The 24,868-nt window shown below is 62.8% G+C and carries 25 protein-coding genes; 17 read left to right on the top strand and 8 right to left on the bottom strand.

Going from position 1 to position 24,868, the window contains the following annotated elements; translation table 11 throughout:
• Positions 1-178 precede the first annotated feature (178 nt).
• From CBI38_RS22545 to CBI38_RS22515, 7 genes are all read right to left on the bottom strand, one after another.
• Positions 179-1,420, bottom strand: coding sequence for a cytochrome P450 (locus tag CBI38_RS22545; RefSeq protein WP_204164799.1), 1,242 nt, complete (start codon positions 1,418-1,420; stop codon positions 179-181).
• A gap of 114 nt (positions 1,421-1,534) precedes the next feature.
• Positions 1,535-2,779 carry an NAD(P)/FAD-dependent oxidoreductase gene (locus CBI38_RS22540; RefSeq protein ID WP_109332376.1) on the bottom strand — a complete coding sequence of 415 codons (1,245 nt, stop codon included), beginning with the start codon at positions 2,777-2,779 and terminating at the stop codon, positions 1,535-1,537.
• Position 2,780: 1 nt separating this feature from the next.
• Complete coding sequence (locus CBI38_RS22535; protein WP_109332375.1) at positions 2,781-3,143, bottom strand: 2Fe-2S iron-sulfur cluster-binding protein; 363 nt, start codon at positions 3,141-3,143, stop codon at positions 2,781-2,783.
• Between the two features lie 345 nt (positions 3,144-3,488).
• The gene (locus CBI38_RS22530) at positions 3,489-4,790 is read right to left on the bottom strand and encodes a PucR family transcriptional regulator (RefSeq protein WP_109332374.1); all 1,302 of its coding nucleotides are present in this window, start codon (positions 4,788-4,790) and stop codon (positions 3,489-3,491) included.
• A gap of 159 nt (positions 4,791-4,949) precedes the next feature.
• Positions 4,950-5,765, bottom strand: a complete 816-nt coding sequence (locus CBI38_RS22525) for an alpha/beta hydrolase (RefSeq protein WP_109332367.1) — start codon at positions 5,763-5,765, stop codon at positions 4,950-4,952.
• Between the two features lie 118 nt (positions 5,766-5,883).
• Entirely contained in the window at positions 5,884-6,357 is a 474-nt protein-coding gene (locus tag CBI38_RS22520) for an SRPBCC family protein (RefSeq protein WP_162603267.1), read from the bottom strand.
• A gap of 120 nt (positions 6,358-6,477) precedes the next feature.
• Positions 6,478-7,194 (bottom strand): GntR family transcriptional regulator, encoded by a 717-nt coding sequence (locus CBI38_RS22515; protein WP_230989922.1) that lies wholly within the window; start codon positions 7,192-7,194, stop codon positions 6,478-6,480.
• 114 nt (positions 7,195-7,308) lie between these two features.
• On the opposite strand from CBI38_RS22515, the gene CBI38_RS22510 reads away from it, so the two are divergent.
• From CBI38_RS22510 to CBI38_RS22495, 4 genes are read left to right on the top strand one after another with little or no spacing between them, the layout of a single operon-like run.
• Entirely contained in the window at positions 7,309-8,070 is a 762-nt protein-coding gene (locus CBI38_RS22510; protein ID WP_109332364.1) for an enoyl-CoA hydratase/isomerase family protein, read from the top strand.
• On the top strand, positions 8,067-9,449 hold the full coding sequence (locus CBI38_RS22505) for an acyclic terpene utilization AtuA family protein (protein WP_109332358.1): 1,383 nt from the start codon (positions 8,067-8,069) through the stop codon (positions 9,447-9,449). Before CBI38_RS22510 ends, CBI38_RS22505 begins: the two co-directional genes overlap by 4 nt.
• Positions 9,446-9,814 carry an AtuA-related protein gene (locus CBI38_RS22500; RefSeq protein ID WP_109332356.1) on the top strand — a complete coding sequence of 123 codons (369 nt, stop codon included), beginning with the start codon at positions 9,446-9,448 and terminating at the stop codon, positions 9,812-9,814. Before CBI38_RS22505 ends, CBI38_RS22500 begins: the two co-directional genes overlap by 4 nt.
• Positions 9,811-11,007 (top strand): acyl-CoA dehydrogenase family protein, encoded by a 1,197-nt coding sequence (locus tag CBI38_RS22495; RefSeq protein WP_109332355.1) that lies wholly within the window; start codon positions 9,811-9,813, stop codon positions 11,005-11,007. The genes CBI38_RS22500 and CBI38_RS22495 overlap by 4 nt, the downstream gene beginning before the upstream one ends.
• A 70-nt stretch (positions 11,008-11,077) precedes the next feature.
• Here the strand turns inward: CBI38_RS22495 and CBI38_RS22490 are convergent, their stop codons facing one another.
• Positions 11,078-12,721, bottom strand: coding sequence for a class I adenylate-forming enzyme family protein (locus tag CBI38_RS22490; RefSeq protein ID WP_109332354.1), 1,644 nt, complete (start codon positions 12,719-12,721; stop codon positions 11,078-11,080).
• Between the two features lie 136 nt (positions 12,722-12,857).
• Here CBI38_RS22490 and CBI38_RS22485 point away from each other — a divergent pair, with 136 nt between their 5' ends.
• From CBI38_RS22485 to lpdA, 13 genes are all read left to right on the top strand, one after another.
• Positions 12,858-13,877, top strand: coding sequence for a thiamine pyrophosphate-dependent dehydrogenase E1 component subunit alpha (locus CBI38_RS22485; protein WP_162603266.1), 1,020 nt, complete (start codon positions 12,858-12,860; stop codon positions 13,875-13,877).
• Positions 13,874-14,902, top strand: coding sequence for an alpha-ketoacid dehydrogenase subunit beta (locus CBI38_RS22480; RefSeq protein ID WP_230989921.1), 1,029 nt, complete (start codon positions 13,874-13,876; stop codon positions 14,900-14,902). Before CBI38_RS22485 ends, CBI38_RS22480 begins: the two co-directional genes overlap by 4 nt.
• 20 nt (positions 14,903-14,922) lie before the next feature.
• Complete coding sequence (locus tag CBI38_RS22475) at positions 14,923-15,156, top strand: lipoyl domain-containing protein (RefSeq protein WP_109332349.1); 234 nt, start codon at positions 14,923-14,925, stop codon at positions 15,154-15,156.
• An 8-nt stretch (positions 15,157-15,164) separates the two neighbouring features.
• Positions 15,165-15,914 (top strand): enoyl-CoA hydratase/isomerase family protein, encoded by a 750-nt coding sequence (locus tag CBI38_RS22470; RefSeq protein WP_109332348.1) that lies wholly within the window; start codon positions 15,165-15,167, stop codon positions 15,912-15,914.
• A 42-nt stretch (positions 15,915-15,956) separates the two neighbouring features.
• Positions 15,957-16,796 carry a TIGR03619 family F420-dependent LLM class oxidoreductase gene (locus CBI38_RS22465; protein WP_109332347.1) on the top strand — a complete coding sequence of 280 codons (840 nt, stop codon included), beginning with the start codon at positions 15,957-15,959 and terminating at the stop codon, positions 16,794-16,796.
• A 100-nt stretch (positions 16,797-16,896) separates the two neighbouring features.
• On the top strand, positions 16,897-17,226 hold the full coding sequence (locus CBI38_RS22460; protein ID WP_109332346.1) for a 2Fe-2S iron-sulfur cluster-binding protein: 330 nt from the start codon (positions 16,897-16,899) through the stop codon (positions 17,224-17,226).
• 67 nt (positions 17,227-17,293) lie between these two features.
• Entirely contained in the window at positions 17,294-17,494 is a 201-nt protein-coding gene (locus CBI38_RS22455) for a hypothetical protein (RefSeq protein ID WP_109332335.1), read from the top strand.
• Positions 17,495-17,520: 26 nt separating this feature from the next.
• Complete coding sequence (locus tag CBI38_RS22450) at positions 17,521-18,972, top strand: aromatic ring-hydroxylating oxygenase subunit alpha (protein WP_109332322.1); 1,452 nt, start codon at positions 17,521-17,523, stop codon at positions 18,970-18,972.
• A 616-nt stretch (positions 18,973-19,588) separates the two neighbouring features.
• Entirely contained in the window at positions 19,589-21,076 is a 1,488-nt protein-coding gene (locus CBI38_RS22445) for an FAD-dependent oxidoreductase (RefSeq protein ID WP_109332321.1), read from the top strand.
• An 84-nt stretch (positions 21,077-21,160) separates the two neighbouring features.
• Complete coding sequence (locus CBI38_RS22440) at positions 21,161-21,574, top strand: nuclear transport factor 2 family protein (protein WP_109332320.1); 414 nt, start codon at positions 21,161-21,163, stop codon at positions 21,572-21,574.
• A gap of 173 nt (positions 21,575-21,747) precedes the next feature.
• Positions 21,748-22,071 (top strand): DUF4286 family protein, encoded by a 324-nt coding sequence (locus CBI38_RS22435; protein ID WP_109335276.1) that lies wholly within the window; start codon positions 21,748-21,750, stop codon positions 22,069-22,071.
• Between the two features lie 167 nt (positions 22,072-22,238).
• Positions 22,239-23,168: an LLM class F420-dependent oxidoreductase gene (locus CBI38_RS22430; RefSeq protein WP_109332317.1), complete on the top strand. Its 930-nt coding sequence runs from the start codon at positions 22,239-22,241 to the stop codon at positions 23,166-23,168.
• Between the two features lie 239 nt (positions 23,169-23,407).
• The gene (gene lpdA, locus CBI38_RS22425; protein WP_109332316.1) at positions 23,408-24,781 is read left to right on the top strand and encodes a dihydrolipoyl dehydrogenase; all 1,374 of its coding nucleotides are present in this window, start codon (positions 23,408-23,410) and stop codon (positions 24,779-24,781) included.
• The last annotated feature ends 87 nt before the right edge of the window (positions 24,782-24,868 follow it).

Genomic DNA, 24,868 nt, shown 5'->3' with positions numbered 1-24,868 from the left:
TTGTCCCGCTACAGCTCCATTGTATCCCTGAAGTGTCTGTAGCGCAATACAGTTCGCGATTGGAGCATTTCGGCGGTGTGGACACATTCGAGGTCACTCGTGGACGAAGCATTCGACTGTCTGCCGGACGCGGGCGTCACCCCACTCTCCGGTACCCGCGTCCGAGTAGCAGTCGTCGTTACCCTTGCACCTCGAATGTCATCCACATCCGGTCCGGCCCGTACGCGGTGTAGTTGTCCATCCAGTGCAGGCTGTCGCTGCCCCGTGTCGTGCGGAAGCCGGTCAGCCGCCGAGTCAAGGTTTGGAACGCAAGCCGAAGCTCCGCTCGCGCAAGCTGATTACCGACGCACATGTGGATGCCAGCCCCGAAGCTGAGGTGGCTCGCGCTGTTCGGGCGGTCCAAATCGACGTCCGCCGGGCAGGCGAACTGCCGTGGGTCGCGGTTCGCGGCGCCGAACCGCACTTCGACCATCGAACCGAGGGGAATCGTCACGCCCCCGATCTCGACGTCGGCGAGCGCCCGTCGAAACAGTGTCTGCAGCGGCGCCGTGACACGCAGCGTTTCCTCCACGAACAGTTGGGCGTATCCGGGATCGCGGCGGACGGTGTCGGCAAGATCGGGACGCTCGATCAATGTCTTCATGCCAAGTGCCAGCGTCGTCGTCGTCGTCTCGTTGCCGGCCACCAGGATCTGCAGGATCAAGCTCTGCAGTTCGCGCATATCGAGCCGCCGCCCCTCGGTCTCTGAATTCGCCAAGCGGCTCAACAGCTTGTCGTCGGGCGTCGCACGCACGCGATCGATTTGGCGCGCCATGTAACGCTGCATCGCGATCAGTTCTCGCGCCAGAACGATTTGGCGCTCCGGCGTCACCAATGGGTTCATGCTCTCCATGGCCACGTCGGACCAATGCTTGAACTGCGCTCGGTCCTCGTGCGCCACGCCCAGCTGCTCGGAGATCACGTACATCGGCAGTGGCACCGCGAACGCGGCGAGGAAGTCGATCTCGGAAAGTCCCACGAAGTCGTCGATCAGCTCGTCGACGAGTTGCTGAATGCGCGGTTCCAGGCTCCGTACCTTTTGTGTCGTGAATACTTTGTCGACCAGAGCGCGGTAGGCCCGGTGGCCCGGTGGGTCGTTGGATACCAGCGTGTTCATCGGCAACCAGCCTTCCGTCTCGAACAGATGGTTGGCCTCCGATGCCCAGCGATCGCCCATCACCCCCGTGTTGTTGCTCAGCGCGGCGACGTTCAGCATGGCCTTGCGCACATCGTCGTATCGCGTGAGGACGTAATGGCCGGACTTCGGATCGCAGTACACCGGCTGCTCTTCACGCAGGCGATCGTAGGCAGGGAACGGGCAAGCATAGACGTCTGGGTCGGCGAAACTGATTGGCTGGTCTGAGTGTTGGGTGTCCATCATGTTTCCTTACATCGTGGCTGTCGGCGAACTGGTGAACCGGACGTTGGGAGGCCGGCCCTATTTGGTCGTCCATGGGACGGTTCGTGCGAGAATGTCGAAGGTGCAGCGCGCTATTCAGGCGGGCGCGCCCATCACCTTGGCCTGTTTGAGCGGAATGGAAGCGTCCGCCAACAGGGCTGGCTCGATCTGCGCGCCCTCTGTCACCAAGGCCCGTCCCTGCGCGAAATCTCGAGTGGCATTGATGCAGTCCAGGGCGATCACCCGTCCGCGCCGCAGGTAGACGAGGGAAAAGCTGCGTGTCGCCATCTCGCCACGTACCACCGTTTGGTCGTAACCGGTCGACAAACCCATGGTCTGCAGCTTCAAGTCGAACTGGTTCGACCAGAACCACGGCACCGCGTGGTACGGAAGTGGATTGCCAACCAGGGTGCGTCCCGCCGTGGCGGCCGTGTCCACGGCGTTCTGAACCGACTCGAGTCGAACGCGCTCTCCGTCGGCGAACGGGTTCGCGTGGAACGCGCAGTCACCAACGGCCAAGACGTCCGGCAGGCTGGTGCGCATGAATGCATCGACTGCGACGCCGTTGCCTCCCTCGGCGCCGGCGTCGACCAGAGGCTCGACCGCCGGGATGATGCCGATGCCCACGACCACCATCTCTGCTGGTAAAACTGTGCCGTCGGCGAGGCAAACGCCCGTGACGCGCCCGTCTTTCGTCTCGATGGCGTCGACCTTCGCGCCGAGTCGGACGTCGACGCCTCGCGCACGATGCTCGGCTTCGTAGAACCGCGAAAGCTCCTCGCCGGCTACGCGTGCGAGTACCCTCTCACAAGCCTCCAGCACGGTCACGCTCTTGCCCTTTGTCGCCAGCGCCGCGGCCACTTCCAAGCCGATGTAACCACCGCCGATGATCACGACATGTTGAATGTCGGGCAGTGCGAGTTGGATCCGCTCGGCGTCGGCTCGAGTCCGCAGGCTGTGGACACCTGCAGCCCCCGCGCCGGGGCAGGTCAGCGCGCGCGCCCGCCCGCCAGTGGCCCACACCAGCCGACCGTAGGTGAATTCCTCGCCCGCGGTGGTTCCCACCGTGCGAGCGACGGGATCAACGGCGACTACGCGGCGACCAGGCAGCATCTGCACGGCGCGTTCTGCCCAAAATGGCACCGGGCGGATCAATAGTCGGTCGAACTGCTTGTCACCGTTGAGGAACTCCTTGGAGAGCGGTGGCCGCTCGTAAGGCGGTTCGGGCTCGTCACCCAACAGCGCGACACTGCCGCCGAAACCGTTCTGTCGCAAAGCTAGCGCGGTGTGGGCGCCGGCATGACCCGCACCGACGATCAGGGCGTCGTACGAATTCTTCATGTCACTCTTCCTGAGCGATCGTCACACGCAGGCCATCCAGGGCGTCGGTGAACGCAAGCTGGCACGACAGGCGTGAGTTCGCGTCGCGGGAGGCAGCACTGTCGAGCAGGTCGTCTTCCTCGCCGGTCATCGGCGGCAGCCTGTCGGCGAATGCCGGATCGACGTAGACATGACAGGTCGCACACGAGCAACACCCGCCGCACATCGCGAGTAGTTCGTCGATACCGTGGTCGCGGATCAGTTCCATGACCGAACGACCGCCCGCAGCCTCGATGACCGTTGGCAACCCGTCACGCCGGGTTACGACAAGGCGCGCCAATGTAGATTCGGCTCCTTCCTGAGGGCTCTCGGCACCGGCTGGCATAGATTCCACTCCTTGCGTGCGAGTTGGCATATAATGTGGCTGATTCACAGCAGCTCCTTGTTCCCGTTCTGCGGCATAGCTTTCAATAGAGATAGGGCCGCGATCGATATCACGGGAGAAGTCGGAAGACGACGACTTGGCATGAACGAGTGTATGCAAAATAATCGCTATGTGTCCAGGGCCACATTCTCGCGCTCCCCTTTCGGCTTCGCCGGGCGGGAGGTTGGAGGGGGCGATCCGCACCGGAGAGGCATGATCGGCGAGCCTGGGGAGGCCGCCGACCTGAGCCATCTATCACCGCAATGAGTTCCGCCGTGGATGTGTGGTGCCGCCGGCTCCGCGATATCAGTCTGCGGGCGTGAAAGGGTGAAGGACGGCCGGGCCGAGCCAAGCGCACAGCGCAAGAGCGTTTTCGAGATCCAGCCGTCTTTCGCGGACGCTTCGCCCGAGCAGGTCCTCGATCTTGCGCAGCCTGTACATGACCGAGTTTTTGTGGAGGTTCAACGAAATGGCAGCAGTCGTGTAGCTACCGCCACTCGTCAGGAATACGCGCAGGGTCTCCCGATACAGTGCAATGGTGGGATCGTCGGCGGCCAAAGGGCCGAGGACGTCGTTGACCCATGAGCGGGTCAGTTCGAGGTCTGAGCACATCAGCGCCACAGCCCCAACCTCTTCCATGGGTACGGCGTGGAGTCCAGGAGCTTGTGACGCCCGTGCCACCACAGCCGCCTGAACGGCTTGTTGGTGGGTGCGGACGAACCCCTTCCTTCCTTCGTGCGCCGCCCCCAAAGCGATCGTTACCGAATCGTCCCGACCATCGATTGTGGATGCGACTTCGGACAGGTCGACCCGGCGGCTGGTTCCGAGCGGCAGCCACGCCCATGCGGTGCGTTCGTCACGAGGCTCGAATAACGGGCGACTATGACAGCCAAGGGTTTTGGCGAGGGTAGTGACCACCTCGTCCAGACGTGCCAAATAGTCACCGTGTGCTGAACTGTCGATCCACGCTGTCAACCCTAGATGCCATTGATCGAGCCGGTAGGCAAGTGTAATTTCGGCTTCGGCTACCTCTACATGGCGGCCTGCGAGAATGTCGTCGATCCGCGCTGATCGGGCTGCACTACGGTTTCGCAGCCAGGTCTCGAATGCGGCCTCGTAAATCTCCAATAGCTGTTGATACAGATTGTCGGCCCAGTCGGTCAGCCTCGACATCAAATCCACAGCTGCCTGGGCGACGACCACGGGATCCTTTCCGAGCACCCCGAGTTGCTCCAAGCACCAGCGCAACATGACGTTTCGGGTCAGTCGAGAGCCCTGCTCCAGGACAGCGACAGGAAATCCTCGCTGAGCGACTACCCGGGCGAACTCCCTGACAGCCCCTGGCGCTGTCATCCACTTGACGTCGATGTCGTGCTCGAGCATCTGTACGTTGGCGGTAACCGAAGCGTCCGCCCCTACTGCGAGCAATTCTACGAGTCGTTGGTCGGCCGCTACTTCGGCCATTTCGAGGATGACATGGTCGATCATCAAACGCACGATCTCGTCGCGATGAGTGTTTGCCGCCGCAGCGACGGCTACCACGAGTGCCCGTGCAGAAGGGCCTGGATCTACCGCCGACCCGCCGGGGTTGGTACTTGTGCGCTTCATCTGCTCGAAGTGGCATCGGCCGGCATCACCTTGCAAGCATACTCGCTCGAGGGTGCCTCAGATTTAGCAATGGAAAGGGATTGACAGGTCGACGGATCTCACCGAACAAAATCAGCTGGAGCGGTCCGCAGCCCGCGGAAAGGTGTAGGACCTAGGCCGTCATGACACTCCTACCTTGCTCGAGGGCAGCAGTGCGCACGGCGAGAAGTTCGCCTGCTGCCGTGTGCACGCAGATCGGGGTTCTTCGGTCAGTGGCGATATCGTGACGATAGATGCCGGTAGGGGCAGCCCCAGTTCCTGAATCGCCATGGGGACCATCAACGCCAGGTCTCCATCGGCCGAATCTACTGCCAGGACGATCTGATCAGGCTGGTAGCCCGCTCCCAACAGGCTTCGGAACGCGCTGATGCCGTCGCCGATGCCTTCGCTGACGGTGTATTCGGGCACTGTCCGGTAGTCCACCATGAACACCGCGGCCTCGAGAGTAGCGGACATTCGAGCCACCAAGCGCTGATGGCTGTGCAGTCCCCAACACTGTAGTGCCCCAACATGTAAGTAGAGGAGTACTCGCTCCGGACTGGTACCCGAAGCCTCGATCCATATTCCGACGCTGTTCTCCAGCGGTATGGGGGAATAGCTGGCCTCAGCGCCGGACCACACGTCATCGCCGGCGTGGTGCGAGAGATCGCTCGGCCTTTGAAGCACGGATGTCTGGGACTCGTGCTCGAACGCCACCGGGAGTTGTGGACTGCCGTAGATCGCTGGCACCGAGTAGGACGGCTGAGCGCCTCCATCGAATCGGCGGTCGGCGGTGGATCGTTCGGGCCGAGTGCTCTCCTGGTTGTTCGCAGATGGGCGACTAGCGCCACGCAGCTCTAGTTGGCCAATGGTGGTCACGACAAACTCCTCACCGATGTCAGCAATCGCGGTCGAATCACACACGGAACTGATCGTTCGACGACATTTCCGGTGCATCCCTGGGGACTGGAATTGACGCTACGTTTCGGTGTGGTGTAGATCACCGGGCCGGGGGTACTGAGATTTGCCACAGTCCTGGGCTGCGCGCCTAGTCGCGTTCTCCCGCGATGGGCTGTCAGGCCACCGGGGTGACCGACGCCATTTCGGTGAGGTGGTCGCGCAGGTCGCCCAGGAAGACTGTGTAAATGCCGCGCAGCTTGTCCTCGATGGTCGGAGCTTCGTCGGCGCTCGCGCAGGTGTACTGGCCGTACCACTCGACGAAGGTCTTGTGTGAGTCGGTGACCGGAACTGCGTGGATGGTACCCAGATACTCGGTCATGCCGAAGGGGGGTGCATCCGGGAGGTCGTACGTCATTCGCCGGGCTCGGGAATCGTAAGAGACCAGCCGTTCCCGTGTTGTGTGCCGGTCCTCTCCCACCGTGAGCCGACGGATGGATCCGATCGTCGGCAATTGCTCGGTCCCGGCGCCCTCCACGCTGGATGCGTGGACGATGCGGATCCACTTATCGACGCGGTGGAAGTCACCCAGTGACGCCCAAACGACATCTATCGGTTGATCGAAGATGGTGCTGACGTAGACGCGGCGCATGAGCGTGCCCTTCTGTCGGAGCGATTTGCAGACAATTATGCATGCAATCGTAGTATGCATCCAACGACAGGGTGGCGCAATGCTTTCAGGCTTCGCCGTGCCAGAGTGAGCTGGCCGCGCTCAGCTTGCAGACAGGTGGCTACCCTGACTGAGGGGAGCTTCCTGGGGGAGTCTCAAAAGGGCTGGGCTCGCGGACGGGCCGAGCATGCTTTGAAGCATGGTGCGGGAACCCGAGCGATGCCGGTCCATCAGAGCGACTAGTTCGTCCGCATCGGCAGCCTCGACCGCCGCAATCATGGCGTCGTGGTCCACGACCGCACGCTTCCGGCGGTCGCTGTTCGATTGGTAGTGGAGAGCACGGTACGGGTCCGACAGTCGCCAGATTCGACCGATCTCATTGACGAACATCGTCAGGGGTGACCAGCTGAACATGAGAAAGTGGAACGCTCGGTTGGCTTCGATCAGACCTTCGATGTCGTCGGCTCTGGCAGCTGCGCGGCAGTCCTCGTTCAGGGCCTCGAGCTTCGCGATCCCGTCGCTGTCCGGCCAGCTGATCGAGCGGAGAACTTCCGCCTCGAGGAGGGTTCGCATCGAATAGCATTGCAAGAGATCGGTAGCGCTGAGTTTCGCGACGGCGTAGCCCGCATTCGGGACGCGAGTCAGAATCCCGTCCGACTCGAGGGCGCGCAGGGCTTCCCGCAGCGGTGTGCGGCTGACTTTGAGCCGCTCGGAGATGATGCGTTGGTCGACGCGCTCACCGGGGGAAAGTTCCCCAGTGCGAATCAAAGTGCACAACGCGTCGGTCAACGGGTCGTGATTGAACGAGTCGTGAGCCACTCGCCGCTCCCCTCCGAGAAATAGGATCCTGCACTTCATCCTACATGCACTGCCCTACGTTGACGAGGTGGACGATTGCATGCAAAATAATCGTCAAACGACGAGGGGATTTCTATGACGGACGTTCTGCAGTCTGAGTCTCGTGACGGCGTTCTGCTGCTCACGTTGAATCGACCCGAAGCGCGCAATGCTGTGAACACGGAGCTCCGCGAGGCGTTGTCGCGGGCGATGCATGAATTCGCAACCGACGACACCTACCGGGTGGCCATCCTCACTGGAGTGGGAGAAGTATTCTGCGCTGGGGCGGATCTGAAAGAGATGGCCGGCCGGGCCACCGGAAGCCGGCCGCCGGACTACTTCGCCGAGTTCGGTCCGGACGACTTCATCGAGAAGCCGGTGATCACCGCTGTCAACGGCGCCGCGTATGCCGGAGGATTCCGGATGGCCCAATTCGGTGACCTTTGCCTTGCAGCGGAAACAGCATCGTTTGCGATCTCCGAAGCCAAGTGGAGCCGCGGTGCACCGTGGGCGGCGCCTCTGACGCGGATGCTGCCACGTCGTGTGCTTGCCGAGTTGCTGTTGACGGCGCAACCGATCTCTGCGCGTCGCGCCTACGAGGTGGGTCTCGTCAACGAAGTCCTTCCGCCCACCGAACTTCTGCCGCGGGCTTGGGCGGTCGCACGGACGATCGCCGACAACGCCCCCCTCTCGATCAAGGCCTACAAGTGGATGATGAGGGTCGGCGCGGAAGCTGGGGTAGGAGCCACCAGTGTGATCGCCGATGAGATCTTCCGTCCTGTCTACGACAGCGAGGATGCGCTCGAAGGCCCACGTGCTTTCCGTGAGAAGCGCCGACCCGTCTGGAAGAACCGATGACGGCGTCGACGATCCGCGTCGGCGGCGGACTCGGGTACTGGGGTGATGACACCTCCGCGCCGGGCAGGCTGATCCGCGAGGGCAATATCGACTACCTGGTCATGGATTTCCTCGCGGAGGTGACCATGTCGGTTCTGCGTAAGCAGATGGAACGCGACCCGAACGCCGGTTATGCCGCCGACATCCTCCCCATCCTCCGCGACGGACTCCGAGACGCCGTCGAGCGTGGGGTCACCATCATCTGCAATGCCGGAGGCATGAACCCGTCCGGGTGCGCGCGGCGTGTGCGTGAGCTGGCCCAGGAACTCGGTGTCGGTGACCGGGTCCGCGTCGCGGCGATCGGTGGGGACGATCTCATGCCGGGGATCGATGAACTCGTCGCGCAAGGCATCGACTTCCGTAACACGGAGACCGGCGAGGCGTTCTCGGCGGTGCGGGAGAGACTGGCGAGCGCCAACGCCTACATCGGTGCCGAACCGGTGGTGGAGGCTCTGCGCCTCGGGGCTAACGTCGTGATTGCCGGCCGGGTTGCAGATCCGTCCTTGACCCTGGGTGCGCTACGGCACGCCTTTGGATGGAAGAACGACGAATGGGACCTTCTCGCGGCAGGCACCGTCGCAGGCCACCTAGTCGAGTGCGGCGCGCATGTCACGGGAGGGAACCATCAGGCCGGCTGGGCGGATGTTCCGGACATGGCGGACATCGGCTTCCCGATCGTCGAAGTCGACGAGCGTGGACGCATCGAGCTCAGTAAGACACCAGGTAGCGGCGGAATCGTGGACGTGTCCACAGCCGTCGAGCAGCTCCTCTACGAGATCGGTGATCCGCGGGCATACCTGACCCCTGATGTGGCCGCGGACTGGACCACCCTCACTGTGCGCCAGCTCGGTCCCGACCTGGTAGAAATCGACGGCGCGACCGGACGCGCTGCCCCGCCCACACTGAAGGTCTCCGCCAGTTATCCCGAGGGATACTCGACCAGCTCGCTGTGGCTGTATTCCGCGCCGGACGCGGTCGCCCGGGCACGCAAGGCCCAGGACGTGCTCGAACGGCGCATCGCCCGTCTGGGTGTCACTCTCGAGGAAGTGCGATGGGACCTCATCGGCATGGGTGCCGTGCATGAGCGCCGGACACCGCGCACGTTCACCGGTGAGCCGAGCGAGGTGGTGTTGCGGTTCGCCGCACGGGCACGCGACAAGGCTGATCTACAGCGTGCCGTCGTCGAACTGAGCACCGTGTTCCACGGACCGCCGGGCAAAACCACGCTGTCACCTGGCCGCAGCCGGGTGTCCTCGGTGATGAGCTATTGGCCGACCCTCGTCCCACGTGAGCTCGTTCACCCGACCGTCGAACTCCTCGAGGAAGGACCGAGCACATGAAGGTACCGGTGGGTCGGATCGCCTACGCTCGGTCGGGCGACAAGGGCGGCATGGCCAATGTCGGTGTCGCGGCGCGAGAGAAGCTTTGGTTCAACGCTTTACGCCGCGAGCTGACTGCTGATGTCGTGCAGAAGTATTTCTCCGACCGTGCCATACGAACCGAGCGTTTCGAACTCGAAAATCTGCATGCCTTGAATTTCCTGTTACACGGAATCCTCGGCCGCGGCGGAACCAGCACGCTGCGCCTGGACCCCCAGGGTAAGGCGCTCGCCGATGCCATCTGCTTCCTCGAGATCGAACTGACAGATACCGAGTCCGCAGCGCTCGACGCGGACACCGACGATGAGGAAGGCCACACGAAATGACCATCAAGCAGGAGCACCTGCCGATCACCACCCTCGGGCACGACGACATCCGGGAAGCGGTCAGGGCGATCAATGCCAAGTTTCCCCTCGAATACTGGAGTGCCAAGGAGGAACACCGAGAATTTCCCCAGGACTACTTCGAGGAATTCGTCAAGAGCGGCTTCACCACCATGACGGTGCCCGAGGAGTACGGGGGCGGAGGGGCAAGCATCAGCCAGGCAGCGGCGATGCTGGAGGAGGTCGGTGCAGGAGGCGGCGCCACGGCGGCGTGCAGCACCGTGCACTCGAGTCACATCGCCCTGAGCTCGATCATCAAATACGGCAGCGCCGAGCTCAAGCAGAAGTACCTCGAGCGCATGGTCGCAGGCGAGCTCGCGGTCAGCTTCGGGGTCACCGAGCCCGACGCGGGGACGGACACCTCCCGCATCAGCACCTCAGCAGTACGTCAGGGTGACCACTACGTGGTCAACGGTCAAAAGGTCTGGAACTCCCACGCCCAGCGGGCCGAGAAATGCCTGCTGCTGTGCCGAACCTCCAGCCGTGGTGCCGATGGCACGGAACACACTTCGGGTATGTCGATGCTGATGGCCGATCTCAAGGTCCCGGAGGTCACCATCAAGAAGATTCCCAAGCTCGGGCGCAACGCCGTCGACTCCAACGAGGTGTGGTTCCACGACCTTCCGGTTCCCGTATCCGATCTTGTCGGTGAGGAGGGACAGGGCTTCCGGCAGATTCTGGCGAGTGTGAACTCCGAGCGGATCCTGCTGGCCGCAGAATGTGTCGGCATGGGTCGCTGGTGCCTGGAGCGGGGTGTTGCCTACGCCGGCGAACGCGTGGTCTTCGGACGCACGATCGGGAAGAACCAGTCGGTACAGCATCCTCTGGCGGACTCCTACATTCAGCTCTGCGCAGCCGGACTCGCGGTGCGGCAGGCGGCCGACGCGTACGACAGGGGAGCGCCGGCGAAGGAGATCGGGCGTCTCGCCAACATGGCGAAGTATCTGGCGTCCGAGGCGGCGTTCCGCACTGCCGACGCTGTCATGCAGGTGCACGGCGGGTACTCGTTCGCCACCGAATACCACATCGGTCGGCACTGGATCGAGCTGCGCCCGCACCGGATCGCCCCGGTGAACAACCAGATGGTGCTCAACTTCATGTCCGAGAAGGTTCTGGGGCTCGAGAAGAGCTACTGACATTTCGCAGTCTCGTCCTCTCATCACACTCGGTCCGGGTGCGGCCTATGGCTCGCACCCGGACCGAATGCTATTCGGGAGCAGTTACTTTCGCTTCGAGGGCCTCATGTCGGGCAGCGATGCGTAATTCCTGCTTTCGCAGCTTGCCCATGGGGCTTGTCGGCCAGTCGCCGGCAGCAACCTGAATGAACCGCTTCGGAATCTTGTAACCGGCGATTCTCCCTCGGCATGCTTCACGGAGCCAATGGGGATCGAAGGCGACACCTGGTGCAAGTTCGACGAAGGCGACCACTGCCTCGCCCCAGCGCTCGTCCGGCGCGCCGACAACGGCGGCGCCGACGACCCCCGCGACCTCCCGCACCAGAAAGTTCTCCACCTCCGTCTCCGAAACGTTCTCACCACCGGTTTTCACCATCATCGAATACCGGCCGCGGTAGTACAGTCGTCCTTTCTCGTCGAGCCAGCCGTAGTCGCCGGTGTGGAAGAAGCCGTCGCCATCCATCGCCCGACTCGTTTCCTCGGGCGCCTTGTAATAGCCAGAGAACAGATTCCAGCCGGCGAAACAGATTTCTCCCGGCGTACCCGCGGGCATCAGAGCCCCGGAGTCGGGGTCGCAGATGCGAACGGTCACCCCCGGCAAGGGGTAGCCGTTGCTCATCCGATCACGTTCGGATTCGACAGGTTCGGTCAGCGACACCATATTCGCGGCCTCGCTCATCGCGTACATCATCACAACTGTGGCGCCTGCGTCTTCCAGTCGGTCGTGCATGGCCATGCCAGGGGCACATCCGACCTTGTGGAGAGGACACGGCCGTTCGATGCGGTCGAACTCGTCCCAGATACGCGACAGCACCAGGTCGAACCCCGTTGTTGCGGTAATCCCGTACTCGTCGACCGCACGCACGATCTTTTTGAGCTGAAACCCGTCGAAAAGGTGGTGGGCGGTGCCGTACAGGTTGGTCCCGAGTAGTTGGACCAGGCCGCCGGCATGAAAGTACTGGCCCAACCCGAGGAATCGGTCCGAGTCGGTTAACCCGAGCCTGCCCATGAAGAAGTGCGCCGAGCCCAGCAGGGATTCCTGACGGACGATGACGCCCTTGGGCCGGGCGGTGGAGCCGGAAGTGAACAGGATGACTGCGTCCTGGGTTCGGACCGGTTCGGGAAGGGGACCCGGTTCGGCGCGCATCCAGCTCTGGAGGTGCCATTCGTGGGAAGTCGCGTCGGAATCTTCGCCGACAACGGCCCGGAGCGACGGGAACCGAGGGTTGGTGACCGGACCGTGCTCTGGCAATCCGAGGCCGGTGATGCGATGTGAGACAGCAACTCCGGCGACGCTGGTGCTGGCGATGAGGAATTCCGCGTCTGTGAAGTTCAGTGCGTACTCGAGCTCATCGGTTTCCCAGCCGGTGTTGAGCGTAACGACCACTGCGCCGAGTCGCCACAGCGCATGGAGTAGGACGACGTGTTCCCAGGAGCGGCGTAGATATAACGCCACGTGGGTTCCTCGACTGACTCCACGCTGCGCCAGGACAGCGGCCAGTGCGTCGCGTCGCGTCGTGAGTTCGCTGAACGTCAGGGTTGTGTCGCCGTCGACGATCGCGTCGTGATCAGGCCACGCGGCAGCGGCAGCGTCGATCGCCTCATGGACGACTCTGCCCTGCCACGGGTTGCCGCTCACGGGCCCGAACAGAGCTTGCGTGCCGAGATCCGTCATGTGCCCACCTCTTCTTTCTCGAGGGCTGCGCGACGACCCGAGTCGACGCGCCCTTGTGTGCGAGAGCTATGTCATGCAAAATAGTAGGCCAACGGGCATTCGCTGCCCACCCCCCCACTTTCGGAAGGAGCTACCCGTGGTCTCTTCACCGACATCGGTGGCCGCGGCGGAGTCGGTCGGTACGCCGGCTGACGTCGCTCTGAACCTGTACCGGAGCATGAGACGTATGCGGGCGCTGGAAAACGCCCTGCAGAAGGTGCTCTCAACCGGTGAGGCGCGGTTCCCGTCCTACCCGATTCGCGGCCTGGAGGCGACGTGCGCGTCGATCGGCCTGGCGATGCAGCCGAGTGATTACCTCTCTACAACGTACCGCTGCCTAGGCGACGTCGTCGCGAAAGGTGTGCCACTGCGTGGAATTGCCGCGGAGTTCCTCGGGCGCGTTACCGGAACGTCCAAAGGTAAAGGCGGTTCGATGCACCTGTCCGCCCCGGAGCTCGGCCTCATGGCGACGACGGGAATCGTCGGTGCCGGTGCCCCCATTGCGTGTGGACTCGGTTTAGCTGCTCAGCTCGAGGGCAACGGACAGGTCGCCGTCACCACGTTCGGTGATGGAGCCACATCCATTGGTGCGATCGCCGAAAGCCTGAACCTCGCGGCGATCTGGAACCTTCCGCTGGTATTCGTATGCCAGAACAATCAGTGGGCCGAGCACACCAGCATCTCCGACTACACCCGCAACACCGAGCTCACCAGCCGGGCGGAAGCAGTCGGGATGCGCGCGGTGCGAGTCGACGGATTCGCGCCTCTCGAGATTCATGCCGCGGTCCAGGCGGCCGTCGAAGAGGCTCGCGCGGGCCAGGGGCCGGTGTTCGTGGAGTCCGTTACCTACCGCACCAAGGGCCACTCATTCGGTTCCGAAAACCGGTATGTCCCGGCCGAGGAGCGAAAGGCTGCTGAGGCGCGAGACCCCGTCGTCGCGTTCCGCCTCTCGATTCTGCAGGAGGGCTGGCACTCCGAAGACACGTTGAGCTCGATCGACGCCGATGTCGACGAGGAAGTCCGGGATGCGATGGAGTTTGCGCGAAGCTCGGACCCCACCCCTCCCGAAGAAATGCTTCGCGATGTGTACGGCAACCAGGAGGACTCACGGCGATGACGGTGACACAGATTACTAAGGACGCATCGACCACGGTGCAGTTCCAGGAAATGAACTTCCAGCAGGCCTGCCTCGATGCCTTCGACTACGCCCTCAGCACTGACCCGTCAGTGTTCATGCTGGGAGAGGACATCGCAGACCCCGCCGGTGGCGTATTCAAAATGACCAAGGGGCTGTCGACCAAGTTCGGCACGGAACGTGTTCGGGCCACTCCTATCGCGGAGCAGGCGCTCATCGGCACGGCCATCGGCGCCGGTCTCGCAGGTATGCGGCCCATCGTCGAAATCATGCTCATGGACTTCTTCGGTGTCGCGATGGATCAGATCGCCAACCATGCTGCGAAGCTGCGCTACATGTCCGGCGGTCGCACCGCCGTGCCCATCACCATCCGCACGGTCGTCGGTGCCGGCCGGGGCAACATGGGTGCGCAGCACTCGCAGTCCCTCGAGGCCTGGTTGGCCAATGTCCCAGGGCTGAAGGTGGTGTGCGCCAGCAATCCGCTCGATGCCAAGGGACTGCTGCTCAGCAGCATCTACGACGAGGATCCGTGCGTCGTGATGGAAATGTCCCGGGTGGTGTTCGATCCGCAGAAGCGAGACGTACCGGTGGGGGACTACCGCGTACCCCTCGGGCGTGCGTCTATTGCGCGCCCGGGTGCCGACCTCTCCATCATCACCTACGGTCGCGCGGTGCTCGATGCCCTCGAGGCCGCCGAGGCGCTGGCGGCGGAAGGCGTCGACGTCGAGGTCGTTGACCTGAGGTCGCTGGTCCCACTGGATATCAGCACCGTCCTCCAGAGCGTCGCGAAGACCAAGCGGGCAATCGTCGCTCACGCCGCTGTGCAGTTCGGCGGTTTCGGTGCCGAGGTGTCCAGCCAGATCCACGAGGAACTGCTCGGTGAACTGCACAAGCCGGTTCGTCGACTCGGTGCGCCATACGCACCCACACCGGGCGGCCCCCTCGAGGCGCAGTACGTCCCCGACGCTGCGCGGATGATCCAGGCCGCACGCGACCTGCTCGCCTAACTCACGACCGAAGGAACAACATGTTGGAGATCCGCATCCCACAGGCATCGATGGAGATGACCGAGGGGTATGTCGCCGAATGGCTCGCCGACGACGGCGATCAGGTAGCCGAGGGCCAGGTAATTTACGTCCTCGAGGCAGACAAGGCCCAGCTCGAGGTCGAATCCCCGGCCAACGGGGTATTGCGAGTCATCGCGGAGGTGGACACGGCCTACCCCGTCGGCCACGTCGTGGCGACCATCGAAGAATCCTGACGCCTTCGATGTCCCTCGTCCTGAGTGAAATGCGTGACGCGGTGCTCGTCCTGACGTTGAACCGCCCGGAGCGGCTCAATGCTGTTGTGCCCGAGTTGTTCGATGCGCTTTCCGACGTCCTCGCCGCTGCGGATGGCACTGTGAAAGCCGTGGTGTTGACGGGAGCGGGGAAGGGTTTCTGCGCCGGCGGCGACATTCGGGCACCCAAGTCGGACTATGCGCCGTCGTCCCGGCGAATGCGGCGCTTCTACCACCCGGTCATACAGCAACTGGACGCGCTCGATATCCCGCTGATCGCGGCCGTCAACGGTCCGGCGCTGGGTGCGGGGCTATCCCTCGCGGCGGCCGCCGACATCCGATTGGCGTCCGATCGCGCCTCGTTCTCGGCCGGGTTCGCGCCGGTCGGACTGTCACCTGACAACGGTGCGACCCACCACCTCGTGCGCGTCCTGGGTTACACCCGGGCATTCGAGCTTCTGCTCGGGGGCGCGCGACTAGATGCTGCCGCGGCACACTCCTGGGGTCTGGTCAACGAGGTCGTACCTCATGGCGAGCTACTCGCATGCGCCGTGGACCTCGCAACCCGTCTGGCGTATATGCCCGGCCTGGCAGTACCTGTGACCAAGAGACTGCTGAAGGACTCCCACCGGCGTCACCTAGCCGAGCAGTTGGAATTGGAGACCCAGGCGTTCGACGAAACATCCCAGCACCCTGATCGCGCGCGGGCGCGAGACGCGGTGCGGGACCGAATCTCGTAGCGACGCGCAAAGTCTGCGCACTTTTTTTGCAGGAGGCACAACGTGAAGCTCGGGTTTTTCGGAGCCAATGTCGGCGGTATGGCCTCTGACGAAGCGGGCGAACTCGCAGCACGAGGCGAGGAGCTCGGGTACCACTCGCTGTGGACCGCCGACCATGCGATCTTGCCGAAGCCGCGGCAACCCAAACCGCCGCTCGACCCGGACTGGCCCATCATGGACCCGCTGGTCACCCTGGGGTACCTCGCGGCGTTCACCGACCGCATCGAGTTATGCACCGGAATCCTCGTGTTGACCCAGCGAGGCCCCGTTCAACTTGCGAAGGCTGCCGCCACGGTCGACGTTCTCTCCCGCGGGCGGTTGGTCCTCGGAGTCGGCGTGGGGTACGTCGTTCCCGAGTTCCGAGCAACCGGCGTCCCGATGGAACGTCGGCGAGCTCGCTTTCGAGAGCATCTTGCAGCGTTGCGTGCGATGTGGACAATGGACGACCCCCAATTTCACGGAGACTTCGTGGAATTCGACGGTATCGACGCGTATCCGCGTCCGATCCAGGAAGGCGGTCCGCGCCTGGTCCTCGGTGGCGCCACACCGCTGGCGTTGCGTGATGCAGCCGCACTGGGAACGGGGTGGTACGGCTTCGGTCAAACCCCGGACGAGGTTGCGGAGGCACGCGAGCTGATGGTCCGGCACGCAGACGCGATCGGACGCGATCTGAAGGACTTCCAGATCACGGTGACTCCCCGTGCGCGCCTCACCACGGAACTGGTGAGTGCGTACGAGTCCGCCGGGGTCGACCAGTTGGTGGTGTCGGTCGAAGCGGACACCACTGACGGTGTGCGCAAGCGTCTCGAGCTCAACGCCCCGGCGACGCTCGGCCTTGTGTAGGCATTTCCCCGTAAGAATTGTGAACCTGGACACACGACGAATATTTTGCATACAATAAAGCACACCAGTCTGAAGCCGCATACGCATTCGAAGGAGACAGATGCAGCAGCCAGGAGGCGACAATGTCACGGTCACGGTCCAGCCCAAAGGCATAGTCCTCGACGTTGCCCGCGGTCAGAGCGTCTACGAGGCGGCTGTCGAGCAGAGCGTGCGGTGGCCGACGACCTGCGAGGGCATGGGCACCTGCCACATGTGCTTCATGTCGGTGATCGAGGGGGCAGAACATCTGAACTCCGTCGAACCGTTCGAGGCGGAGGGATTAGAAGCCGTCCTGGACCCCGTCAACGAGGGCACCTTGCGTCTGGCATGCCAGGCCCGGCCGGTAGGCGATCTAGTGGTCGTCAAACGCGGTGTGCGGAAGACGGCCTGATGGTGGCCAGGGCCGAGCACTACGCCTGATCGAAGACAAACCGCGGTATACGCCTAAGGAGCGACAGATGAGTAAGAAATTGGTGCAGCGCGGCACGAACATGGTTTTCGCGCTGCTGCCCGACGGGACCGTGGCAGTCGAAGATCCCGCGACCGGCCAGAGCGGCGTGTTCGAGCGGGACGGGACGCGGGTCTCCGGCGACCTGAGCTATGCGGACCAGGTGATGCTCGACTACGTCGCTGGTGCCTACATCGGCCCGGACAAGTGATTCGTTAGCGAGAGGAGCATTCCGATATGACGCAGCTTTCCGAACCGTCGTCCGAACAGACCGACGCAGAAGCCCTGATCGAGCAGAAGGTTGCCGGGCGAGTGGGCAAGACCTACCAGCAAGTCATCCGCGAGGACGGCGACGAGATTCCGGAGTTCATGCGGCCGTCGTGGACGGACCTCGGTGACGAGGACATTCCGATCGACCGATACACGTCGCGCGAATTCCTCGAGCTCGAAGTCGAACACGTCTGGCGTAAGGCGTGGCAGATGGTGTGTCGGGAGGAAGAGATTCCAGAGCCCGGCGACCACATCGTCTACGAGATCGTCAATGACTCCTTCATCATCACCCGCACTGCGAGCGGGGAGATCAAGGCCCTCCAGAATGCCTGTCTTCATCGTGGTCGCCGACTGCGGGCCACGGACGGGAAGGTCCCCGAATTTCGCTGCCCGTTCCACGGCTGGACATGGGAGCTGGACGGAGAGATCAAACGGCTGCCATGTAGCGAGTGGGACTTCAAACACGTGGACCGTGAGAGGTTTGCCTTGCCCGAGGCGCGCGTAGGTACCTGGGGCGGATTCGTTTTCATCAATATGGACCCGGACTGCGAACCGCTCGAGGACTTTCTGGCACCCATTCCCGACCACTTCAAGCACACCAGCTACGAAGCGCGCTTCAAGTCGGCGCACGTTGCCCAGGTGGTGTCGGCGAACTGGAAGGTTGCCCTCGAGGCCTTCATCGAGGCCTACCACCTGCCGGCAACTCACCCGCAGACGGCGCCGAGCATCCAGGACTACATGAGTCAGGTTGATCTGTTCGGGAAGAACGTCAACCGTGTCCTGTCAGCTCGCGGTGTCAGCAGCAGCACGCTCGGTGAGCTGGAGGAAGAGGACATCTACGAGAGCTACCTTGCAGCCCGTACGTTCTACGAGGAGCGGCTCGGTGAGAACTCGCGTGATGTGCCGAGGGAGATGCTCGAAGGCCTGCCCGAGGGAATGACGGCGCGCAAGCGCATCGTCAACACGATCCGGGAGGATCTCGCGCCCCGCCTGGGTCTGGATCTCACCTCCGTGCCGGCATATCAGCTCATGGACGCCGTGCAGTATTTCGTCTTCCCCAATTTTTTTCCGTGGGACTCGGGGATGACGAACATCTACTACCGCTTCCGGCCCAATGGTGAGGATCCCGACTCCTGCATCCTCGAGATCTTCTACCTCACACCGGTGCCGGAGGGAGGACCGCGACCCAAGCCGGCACCGGTGCACTGGCTCGAGCGCGACGGCGACTGGCTCGATGCCCCGGAACTGGGGAACTTGAGCGCCGTGGTCAACCAGGATCGCATCAACATGCCCCAGGTTCAGCGGGGCCTCAAAGCGTTACAGCGCACCAAGCCGGGCATCACCCTGGCCTCCTATCAGGAGAGTCGGATCCGGCACTTCCATGCCAGGCTGATGGATTACATCGCCGGGCGCGTCTGATCGCATGTGTCTGGGGGCATTCATCGCACCGTGTGATGAATGCCCCCGAACTGTATCGGCAGCAGCGTTGTCCACCCACGCTCCGATGCGACTCCTATTCAATGACGCCAAACTGCGGTACGGGACGAACTCTGTCGAGACGCACTCCAGAGTCGTAACCGCTCGGCACTACTGCGGCGGACGTCGATGCCGTCGACGTCTTGGAAATCCCAGATTGGTGTGTAGAGGGCTTCTCGATCCGGCGGTCAACTCTGGCATTGCTTCTCCGCCATGACAACTGGCGCCCTGATCGCGGCCGTCTTCATGAAGAAGATTCCCTCGACTTCGAGTCGAGAATGTGGCCCTGGACACATGGCGATTATTTTGCATAAGATTAGGGACACCGCCGCTTGTTTCGTTTCGGGCGGACCTTCGAAAACCTCGGAGAAGGGTCACCCATACGTTTCCGCGGGCAAGCGGACGAAATCGGAATGCAGGCCGGTCCGTCAAGGCGGCCATGGGTGCGTGCAACCGAACAAGTTCGACCTCTTACTAACACCATGCAGAGTAGAGCCTCACGCTGTTTGGCGTGCATTCAGTCACGTTGAACCGCAACACCGATCGATAGGAGAGACCATTGAGCACACTCGACAACGACGTTGCCGCGAGCGACGTAGACGTGATTGTCGTCGGCTCGGGAATGGCGGGGATGTCGGCGGCGCTGGAGGCCGCGTCGGACGGCGCGAAAGTCCTCCTAGTGGAGGGTGAGACGATTCTGGGAGGTGCCAGCCGACTCTCGACCGGAATTATGATGGCCGCAGGAACGAGCCTGCAGCGCGCCAACGGCCTCGATGATCATCCTGACGAGCTGTTCCAGGACTACATGCTGGCCAACCACTGGGACGTGACTCCTTCGGTGGTTCGGCGCCTGGTGGACGAGCTTCCGGACACTTTCGAGTGGATCCGTGATCTCGGCGTCACTTTCCAGAACCAGCTCATCAGCGCAGGTGAAGAGCGCGCACCGCGGGGCCATTCCGTTCCTGGACAGGGGCAGGAGATCATCGACGTGCTGACCCGCCACATCCGCAAGCAGCCGAATATCGACATCGCCCTGAGCCAACGCGTGGACCGCCTCGTGGTTGAAGGCGGACGTGTCCGTGGTATTGCGGTCGGCGACGAGGTCGTACGCGCGGACGCTGTCGTGCTCGCCATGGGAGGTTTCGCGGGCAACCCTGAGCTACATGAGCAGTACCTGCCGCTCGCGGCCGCGGACGAGAAGAGTTGGTACATAGGCGGCGCATTCCCGAGGTCTGGAGATATCTTCAACCTCGTAGAACCCGTTGATGCTTACATCGAAGGAGTGGACCGAGGAGGGTGGGTTTTGATCGCGGACTTCAACCGCGACCCGCAGGCGTACCTTCCCGGTTGGCTGGTGATCGTGAATTCCAGCGGTCGCCGTTTCATGGATGAAATGACGCCTTACAGCGTCGTGGACCCAATCGTTCGCGCGCAGGGTAACCGCGTCTATGCCATCTTCGATCATGCTGCCAAGCGGGCTGCAAACCCGGAAAGCACAGAGGCGGCAACCAAGGTGAACCTTCCGGGTGTGCCAAGGTCTCACTGGCTCGAGCCGGTGATCGACGAGGCGATCGCCGAAGGCAAGGTGAAGGTTGCCGAGACGCTCTCCGATCTGGCCGAGCAGCTCGGAGTGCCGGCGTCGAACTTGGTGGGCACTATCGAACGATACAACGAGGACGCTCACCAGAAGCACGACTCGCTCTTCCTCAAGGACGGCGAGCAGATGCGTCCCGTCGAGACCGGGCCCTTCTACGCCTGCGAATTGCGGCTGTCGCTGATTGCGCTCACCGCCTGTGGACCAGCGGTCGATTCGGAGGCACGGGTGCTCAGCAGCAATCAGCATCCGGTGCCGGGTTTGTTCGCCGCGGGTGAGTGCGCCGGTGGCGTCATCGGCAAAATGTACGTCGGAAGCGGGAACTCGATCGCGAACTGCCTCACCTACGGGCGGATCGCAGGCCGCAATGCGGCGGCACTCGCGCGTGATACGGCGGGGACGGCGCCGTCCGCTGCCGTCGATGTAGGGGCTCCCACCGCGGTCACCGCCTGACGACGGAACGGCCGTACCGAAGCGCCTGTCCCGCGGCTCGCTCGGCGACAAGCTCACCAATCCAGGACTCTCGGAGGAAATGTCATGACTGAGAAGAACAAAGAAGTTGCTATGAACTACCTGAAGGCACTCGGTGAAGGTGACCCCGTGCTGATGGACAGCGTCCTCACGGAAGACTTCGACACTCTTGCCCGGGGAACCGCCAAGATTTGCGGGAGGCGGACTCGGGAGGAGACAGTCGCCTTCGTGGCAGCCGTTTCGTCGTTGTTCAAGAACGGAATTCGATTCGAGTTCGAGAGCGTCACCGCTGAAGCCGACCGCGTTGCGTGCCAACTCAAGGGGTACTCGACGCTTGCCGACGGGCGGGAGTACAACAACGACTACATCTTCATGTTCCACGTCCGCGACGGGAAGATCTATCACATGGACGAATACACCGACACCAAGCTTGCCGATGAGACGCTCCTCGAAATGATGGCCGAACAGAGCGTCGAGTGATTGCTCGACGCTGAACACTCGATTGTGAGATCGATGCGCCGAACCCGCACAGCGCACGTCTGTGCGGGTCTCGGTGGCGGTGCGGGAGGCCTGGGCCGGGCTTATGTCGCTGCCGATGTTTCTGCCCGAAAACGCACACTCACTCGACCACTCCGGTGGAGATCGGACACATCATGGCAAAAGGAATTCTCTATGTGGAGACGTGGCCGAGCGCGCCGGAGCGCGAGGTAGAGTTCCACACCTGGTATGACGAGATTCACCTACCCGAAGTTGTAGCGCTGGAGGGTTTTACCGCGGGCCGGCGACTGACTCCAGTCAACGGCGATGGCCCATTTGTTGCGATCTATGAGATCGAAGCGGACGACTTCCAGGCCGTTGTGGACCACATGCTGGAAGTGCATGCACAGGGCGGGCTGCGCATGTCGGACAGCATCCAACTGGATCCAGAACCCAGTGTCCGACTGCTACGTCAGACCACCGTCTACGCACCCCCATGAGAAGCCGGTGGGATAAGCGGGGTGTCAGCCGCGAGGTCGAGGCGAGTGGTCACGGAAGTAATGTATGCAAAATGTTCGTCACGTGCTACCGTCGCCTGCAACACATGTACCGCCCGAATCTCGCCCAGCCTCGAACGCGCACAGGAAGATGATCTAGTCAGGTGTCTATGAGCAATTCTTCAGATTCACACGACGTCAGCGCTGACCCTCTTCGATCGCTGGGCAAGGTGGGCCTCTGGACGCAGGCGCTGGACCTGCAACCCGCCTCACGAGCCCGGGAAGTAGCGGCGGAACTCGAGGATCTCGGCTATCCCACGGTCTGGATTTCCGAGGGTTTGCGCCGCGAGGTTCTCGCCAACTCGGCCATGCTGTTGGGCGCAACACGGCAATTGGTGGTCGCCACGGGCATTGCCAACATATGGGCGCGCGACCCCGTGGCGATGGCGGCCGGCCAGCTCACTTTGGCAGAGGCCTTCGATGACCGGTTCCTACTCGGCCTCGGCGTCAGTCGGGCTGCCATCGTGGAGGGCATGCGGGGGCAGAAGTATTCGAGTCCGCTGAAGCGTATGGCCGACTACCTCGACGCTATGGACGGTGTGGCCTACCAGTCGCCGCGGCCGGCAGCCCCGCCACCACGGGTGTTGGCAGCGGTGGGTCCCAAAATGCTCGAGCTTGCCTCCCGACGCGCAGCCGGTGCCCACCCGTACTTCGTGGTTCCCGAACACACCGCTGAAGCACGCGGCATCCTCGGATCCGGGCCGCTGCTCTGCCCGGAGCAGGCGGTGGTTCTCGAGACCGACCCCGGGCGGGCACGCGAGATAGCGCGCAGGTATGCACAGCTTTATTTCGGCTTCGACAGTTACCGCAAGGACCTGTTGAAGCACGGGTTCACCGAAGCAGACTTCGACGACGGCGGTAGTGACCGTGTCATCGACGCTGTCATCGCTTGGGGTGATGTCGAAGCGGTGCAGGCGCGTGTTCAGGCGCATATCGACGCCGGCGCCGACCATGTGTGCGTCCAAGTCCTACCGTCGGATCCGACCTCGCTTCCGCTCGAGCAGTGGCGCGAACTCGCGCCCGCTCTCGTGAACTCCTGAGGCTCGAGCCCCGGCCGTACTCAGGGAAGCTCCGGTGTCGTCGGCTGCTACAGCGTCGCAACGCGTTTCGCTATCCATGCCAAGCCGTTATCGAAGAGCGGCAGTGTTGGGGTTGATGAGCGCACACGTACTGGAACGACGGTAAGTCTCACGTGCGGGTGCGCACCGTCACTGCTTGCTCGCACGCGCAGATGCCTATGCGTGGCTCTTTGCTAATTCTGTTCAGTCAGGAGTGTCTCATGACCCCACGTTCAGCAGATGTCGTCATCCTCGGTGGTGGTTCCGGCGGGTACGCCGCCGCAATACGCTCGGCCGAGTTGGGCCGCTCGGTAATACTCATCGAGGAGGGTGACCTCGGGGGCACGTGCCTGCACCGAGGGTGTATTCCGACGAAAGCGTTGTTGCATGCAGCCGAAGTAGCGGACACAGCCAAGATTGCAACACAATTCGGCGTCGCCGCCACCTTCAGCGGGATCGATGTCGGCAAGGTACACAGTTACAAGAACTCGATCGTCACCCGGCTGCACAAGGGACTGCAGGGCCTCATCGGCTCGCACGGCATCACCGTGGTGGACGGTCGCGGTCACTTGGTCGGGCCGAACGGCATTGAGGTAGAAGGCGAACTGATCACGGGCGCACACATCGTCCTCGCAACCGGATCGATCCCGAAGGGATTGCCCGGCATTCCTCTCGGCGGTCGAGTGATTACCAGCGACGAGGCGCTTGTGCTGCCGTCGGTGCCGAAAAAGGCAATCATTCTCGGAGGCGGCGTCATCGGCGTCGAATTCGCCAGCATCTGGTCGTCCTTCGGAGCCGCCGTCACAATCGTCGAGGCGTTGCCGCGCCTCGTGCCGCATGAGGACGAGGCGATGTCGACGTACCTGGAGCGGGCGTTCAGGCGGCGCAAGATCACGGCGAAGACGGGCACACGGGTCACCGCGGTGGTGCAGGATGGTGATGCGGTGACCGTCACCCTCGACTCGGGTGACGTTCTCGACGCCGACGTCGTTCTGGTCGCGGTCGGGCGTGTTCCCAATACGAATGGGATGGGATTCGAGGCAGCGGGGATAACGATCGAAGACGGCTTCGTGGCGACCGATGACCGCTTGCGCACGGCAGTGCCGAGCATCTACGCGGTCGGCGACATTGTGCGGGGACTCCAGCTGGCGCATCGAGGGTTTCAACAGGGGATCTTCGTCGCCGAGGACGTTGCCGGATGCAGTCCTGACCGCATCGACGAGACTGGTATTCCCCGCGTCATCTACTCGCATCCCGAGGTAGCGTCGGTTGGCGTGACCGAGGCTGCAGCACGTGGGCGGTTCGGTGACGATATCGATACTGTGACGTATGATCTCGCCGGAAATGGGAAGAGTCAGATCTTGAAGACGACCGGTGTAGTCAAATTGGTGGTTGCGCCCACGGGCGCTGTCGTGGGCGTCCATATGGTCGGTGACCGGGTAGGTGAACTGATCGGCGAGGCTCAGTTGATGTACAACCTCGAGGTCAAGGCATCGGAGGCCGCGAAGTTCGTACACGCTCATCCAACCCAGGGGGAGGCGCTCGGCGAGGCATTGCTGGCAGTGTCCGGCAAACCGCTCCACGTGCACGCTTGAAAAGATTGCCCGTCGCGACTGGCCAAAGAATCGACTTACACTGCGGACGGGCATCTTTCGGCACCCGACTGCCGGCAGGTAGTCGGG

This window comes from Rhodococcus oxybenzonivorans (assembly GCF_003130705.1).
GTDB lineage: Bacteria > Actinomycetota > Actinomycetes > Mycobacteriales > Mycobacteriaceae > Rhodococcus_F > Rhodococcus_F oxybenzonivorans.
This window is presented reverse-complemented; position numbering and strand designations above follow the sequence as displayed.

Bases quoted from the DNA above. Each gene is read 5' to 3' on its own strand.
- CBI38_RS22545 (WP_204164799.1), bottom strand. From the start codon at position 1,420: ATGATGGACACCCAACACTCAGACCAGCCAATCAGTTTCGCCGACCCA.
- CBI38_RS22540 (WP_109332376.1), bottom strand. From the start codon at position 2,779: ATGAAGAATTCGTACGACGCCCTGATCGTCGGTGCGGGTCATGCCGGC.
- CBI38_RS22535 (WP_109332375.1), bottom strand. From the start codon at position 3,143: ATGCCAGCCGGTGCCGAGAGCCCTCAGGAAGGAGCCGAATCTACATTG.
- CBI38_RS22530 (WP_109332374.1), bottom strand. From the start codon at position 4,790: ATGAAGCGCACAAGTACCAACCCCGGCGGGTCGGCGGTAGATCCAGGC.
- CBI38_RS22525 (WP_109332367.1), bottom strand. From the start codon at position 5,765: ATGCACCGGAAATGTCGTCGAACGATCAGTTCCGTGTGTGATTCGACC.
- CBI38_RS22520 (WP_162603267.1), bottom strand. From the start codon at position 6,357: ATGCGCCGCGTCTACGTCAGCACCATCTTCGATCAACCGATAGATGTC.
- CBI38_RS22510 (WP_109332364.1), top strand. From the start codon at position 7,309: ATGACGGACGTTCTGCAGTCTGAGTCTCGTGACGGCGTTCTGCTGCTC.
- CBI38_RS22505 (WP_109332358.1), top strand. From the start codon at position 8,067: ATGACGGCGTCGACGATCCGCGTCGGCGGCGGACTCGGGTACTGGGGT.
- CBI38_RS22500 (WP_109332356.1), top strand. From the start codon at position 9,446: ATGAAGGTACCGGTGGGTCGGATCGCCTACGCTCGGTCGGGCGACAAG.
- CBI38_RS22495 (WP_109332355.1), top strand. From the start codon at position 9,811: ATGACCATCAAGCAGGAGCACCTGCCGATCACCACCCTCGGGCACGAC.
- CBI38_RS22490 (WP_109332354.1), bottom strand. From the start codon at position 12,721: ATGACGGATCTCGGCACGCAAGCTCTGTTCGGGCCCGTGAGCGGCAAC.
- CBI38_RS22480 (WP_230989921.1), top strand. From the start codon at position 13,874: ATGACGGTGACACAGATTACTAAGGACGCATCGACCACGGTGCAGTTC.
- CBI38_RS22475 (WP_109332349.1), top strand. From the start codon at position 14,923: ATGTTGGAGATCCGCATCCCACAGGCATCGATGGAGATGACCGAGGGG.
- CBI38_RS22470 (WP_109332348.1), top strand. From the start codon at position 15,165: ATGTCCCTCGTCCTGAGTGAAATGCGTGACGCGGTGCTCGTCCTGACG.
- CBI38_RS22460 (WP_109332346.1), top strand. From the start codon at position 16,897: ATGCAGCAGCCAGGAGGCGACAATGTCACGGTCACGGTCCAGCCCAAA.
- CBI38_RS22455 (WP_109332335.1), top strand. From the start codon at position 17,294: ATGAGTAAGAAATTGGTGCAGCGCGGCACGAACATGGTTTTCGCGCTG.
- CBI38_RS22450 (WP_109332322.1), top strand. From the start codon at position 17,521: ATGACGCAGCTTTCCGAACCGTCGTCCGAACAGACCGACGCAGAAGCC.
- CBI38_RS22440 (WP_109332320.1), top strand. From the start codon at position 21,161: ATGACTGAGAAGAACAAAGAAGTTGCTATGAACTACCTGAAGGCACTC.
- CBI38_RS22435 (WP_109335276.1), top strand. From the start codon at position 21,748: ATGGCAAAAGGAATTCTCTATGTGGAGACGTGGCCGAGCGCGCCGGAG.
- CBI38_RS22430 (WP_109332317.1), top strand. From the start codon at position 22,239: ATGAGCAATTCTTCAGATTCACACGACGTCAGCGCTGACCCTCTTCGA.
- lpdA (WP_109332316.1), top strand. From the start codon at position 23,408: ATGACCCCACGTTCAGCAGATGTCGTCATCCTCGGTGGTGGTTCCGGC.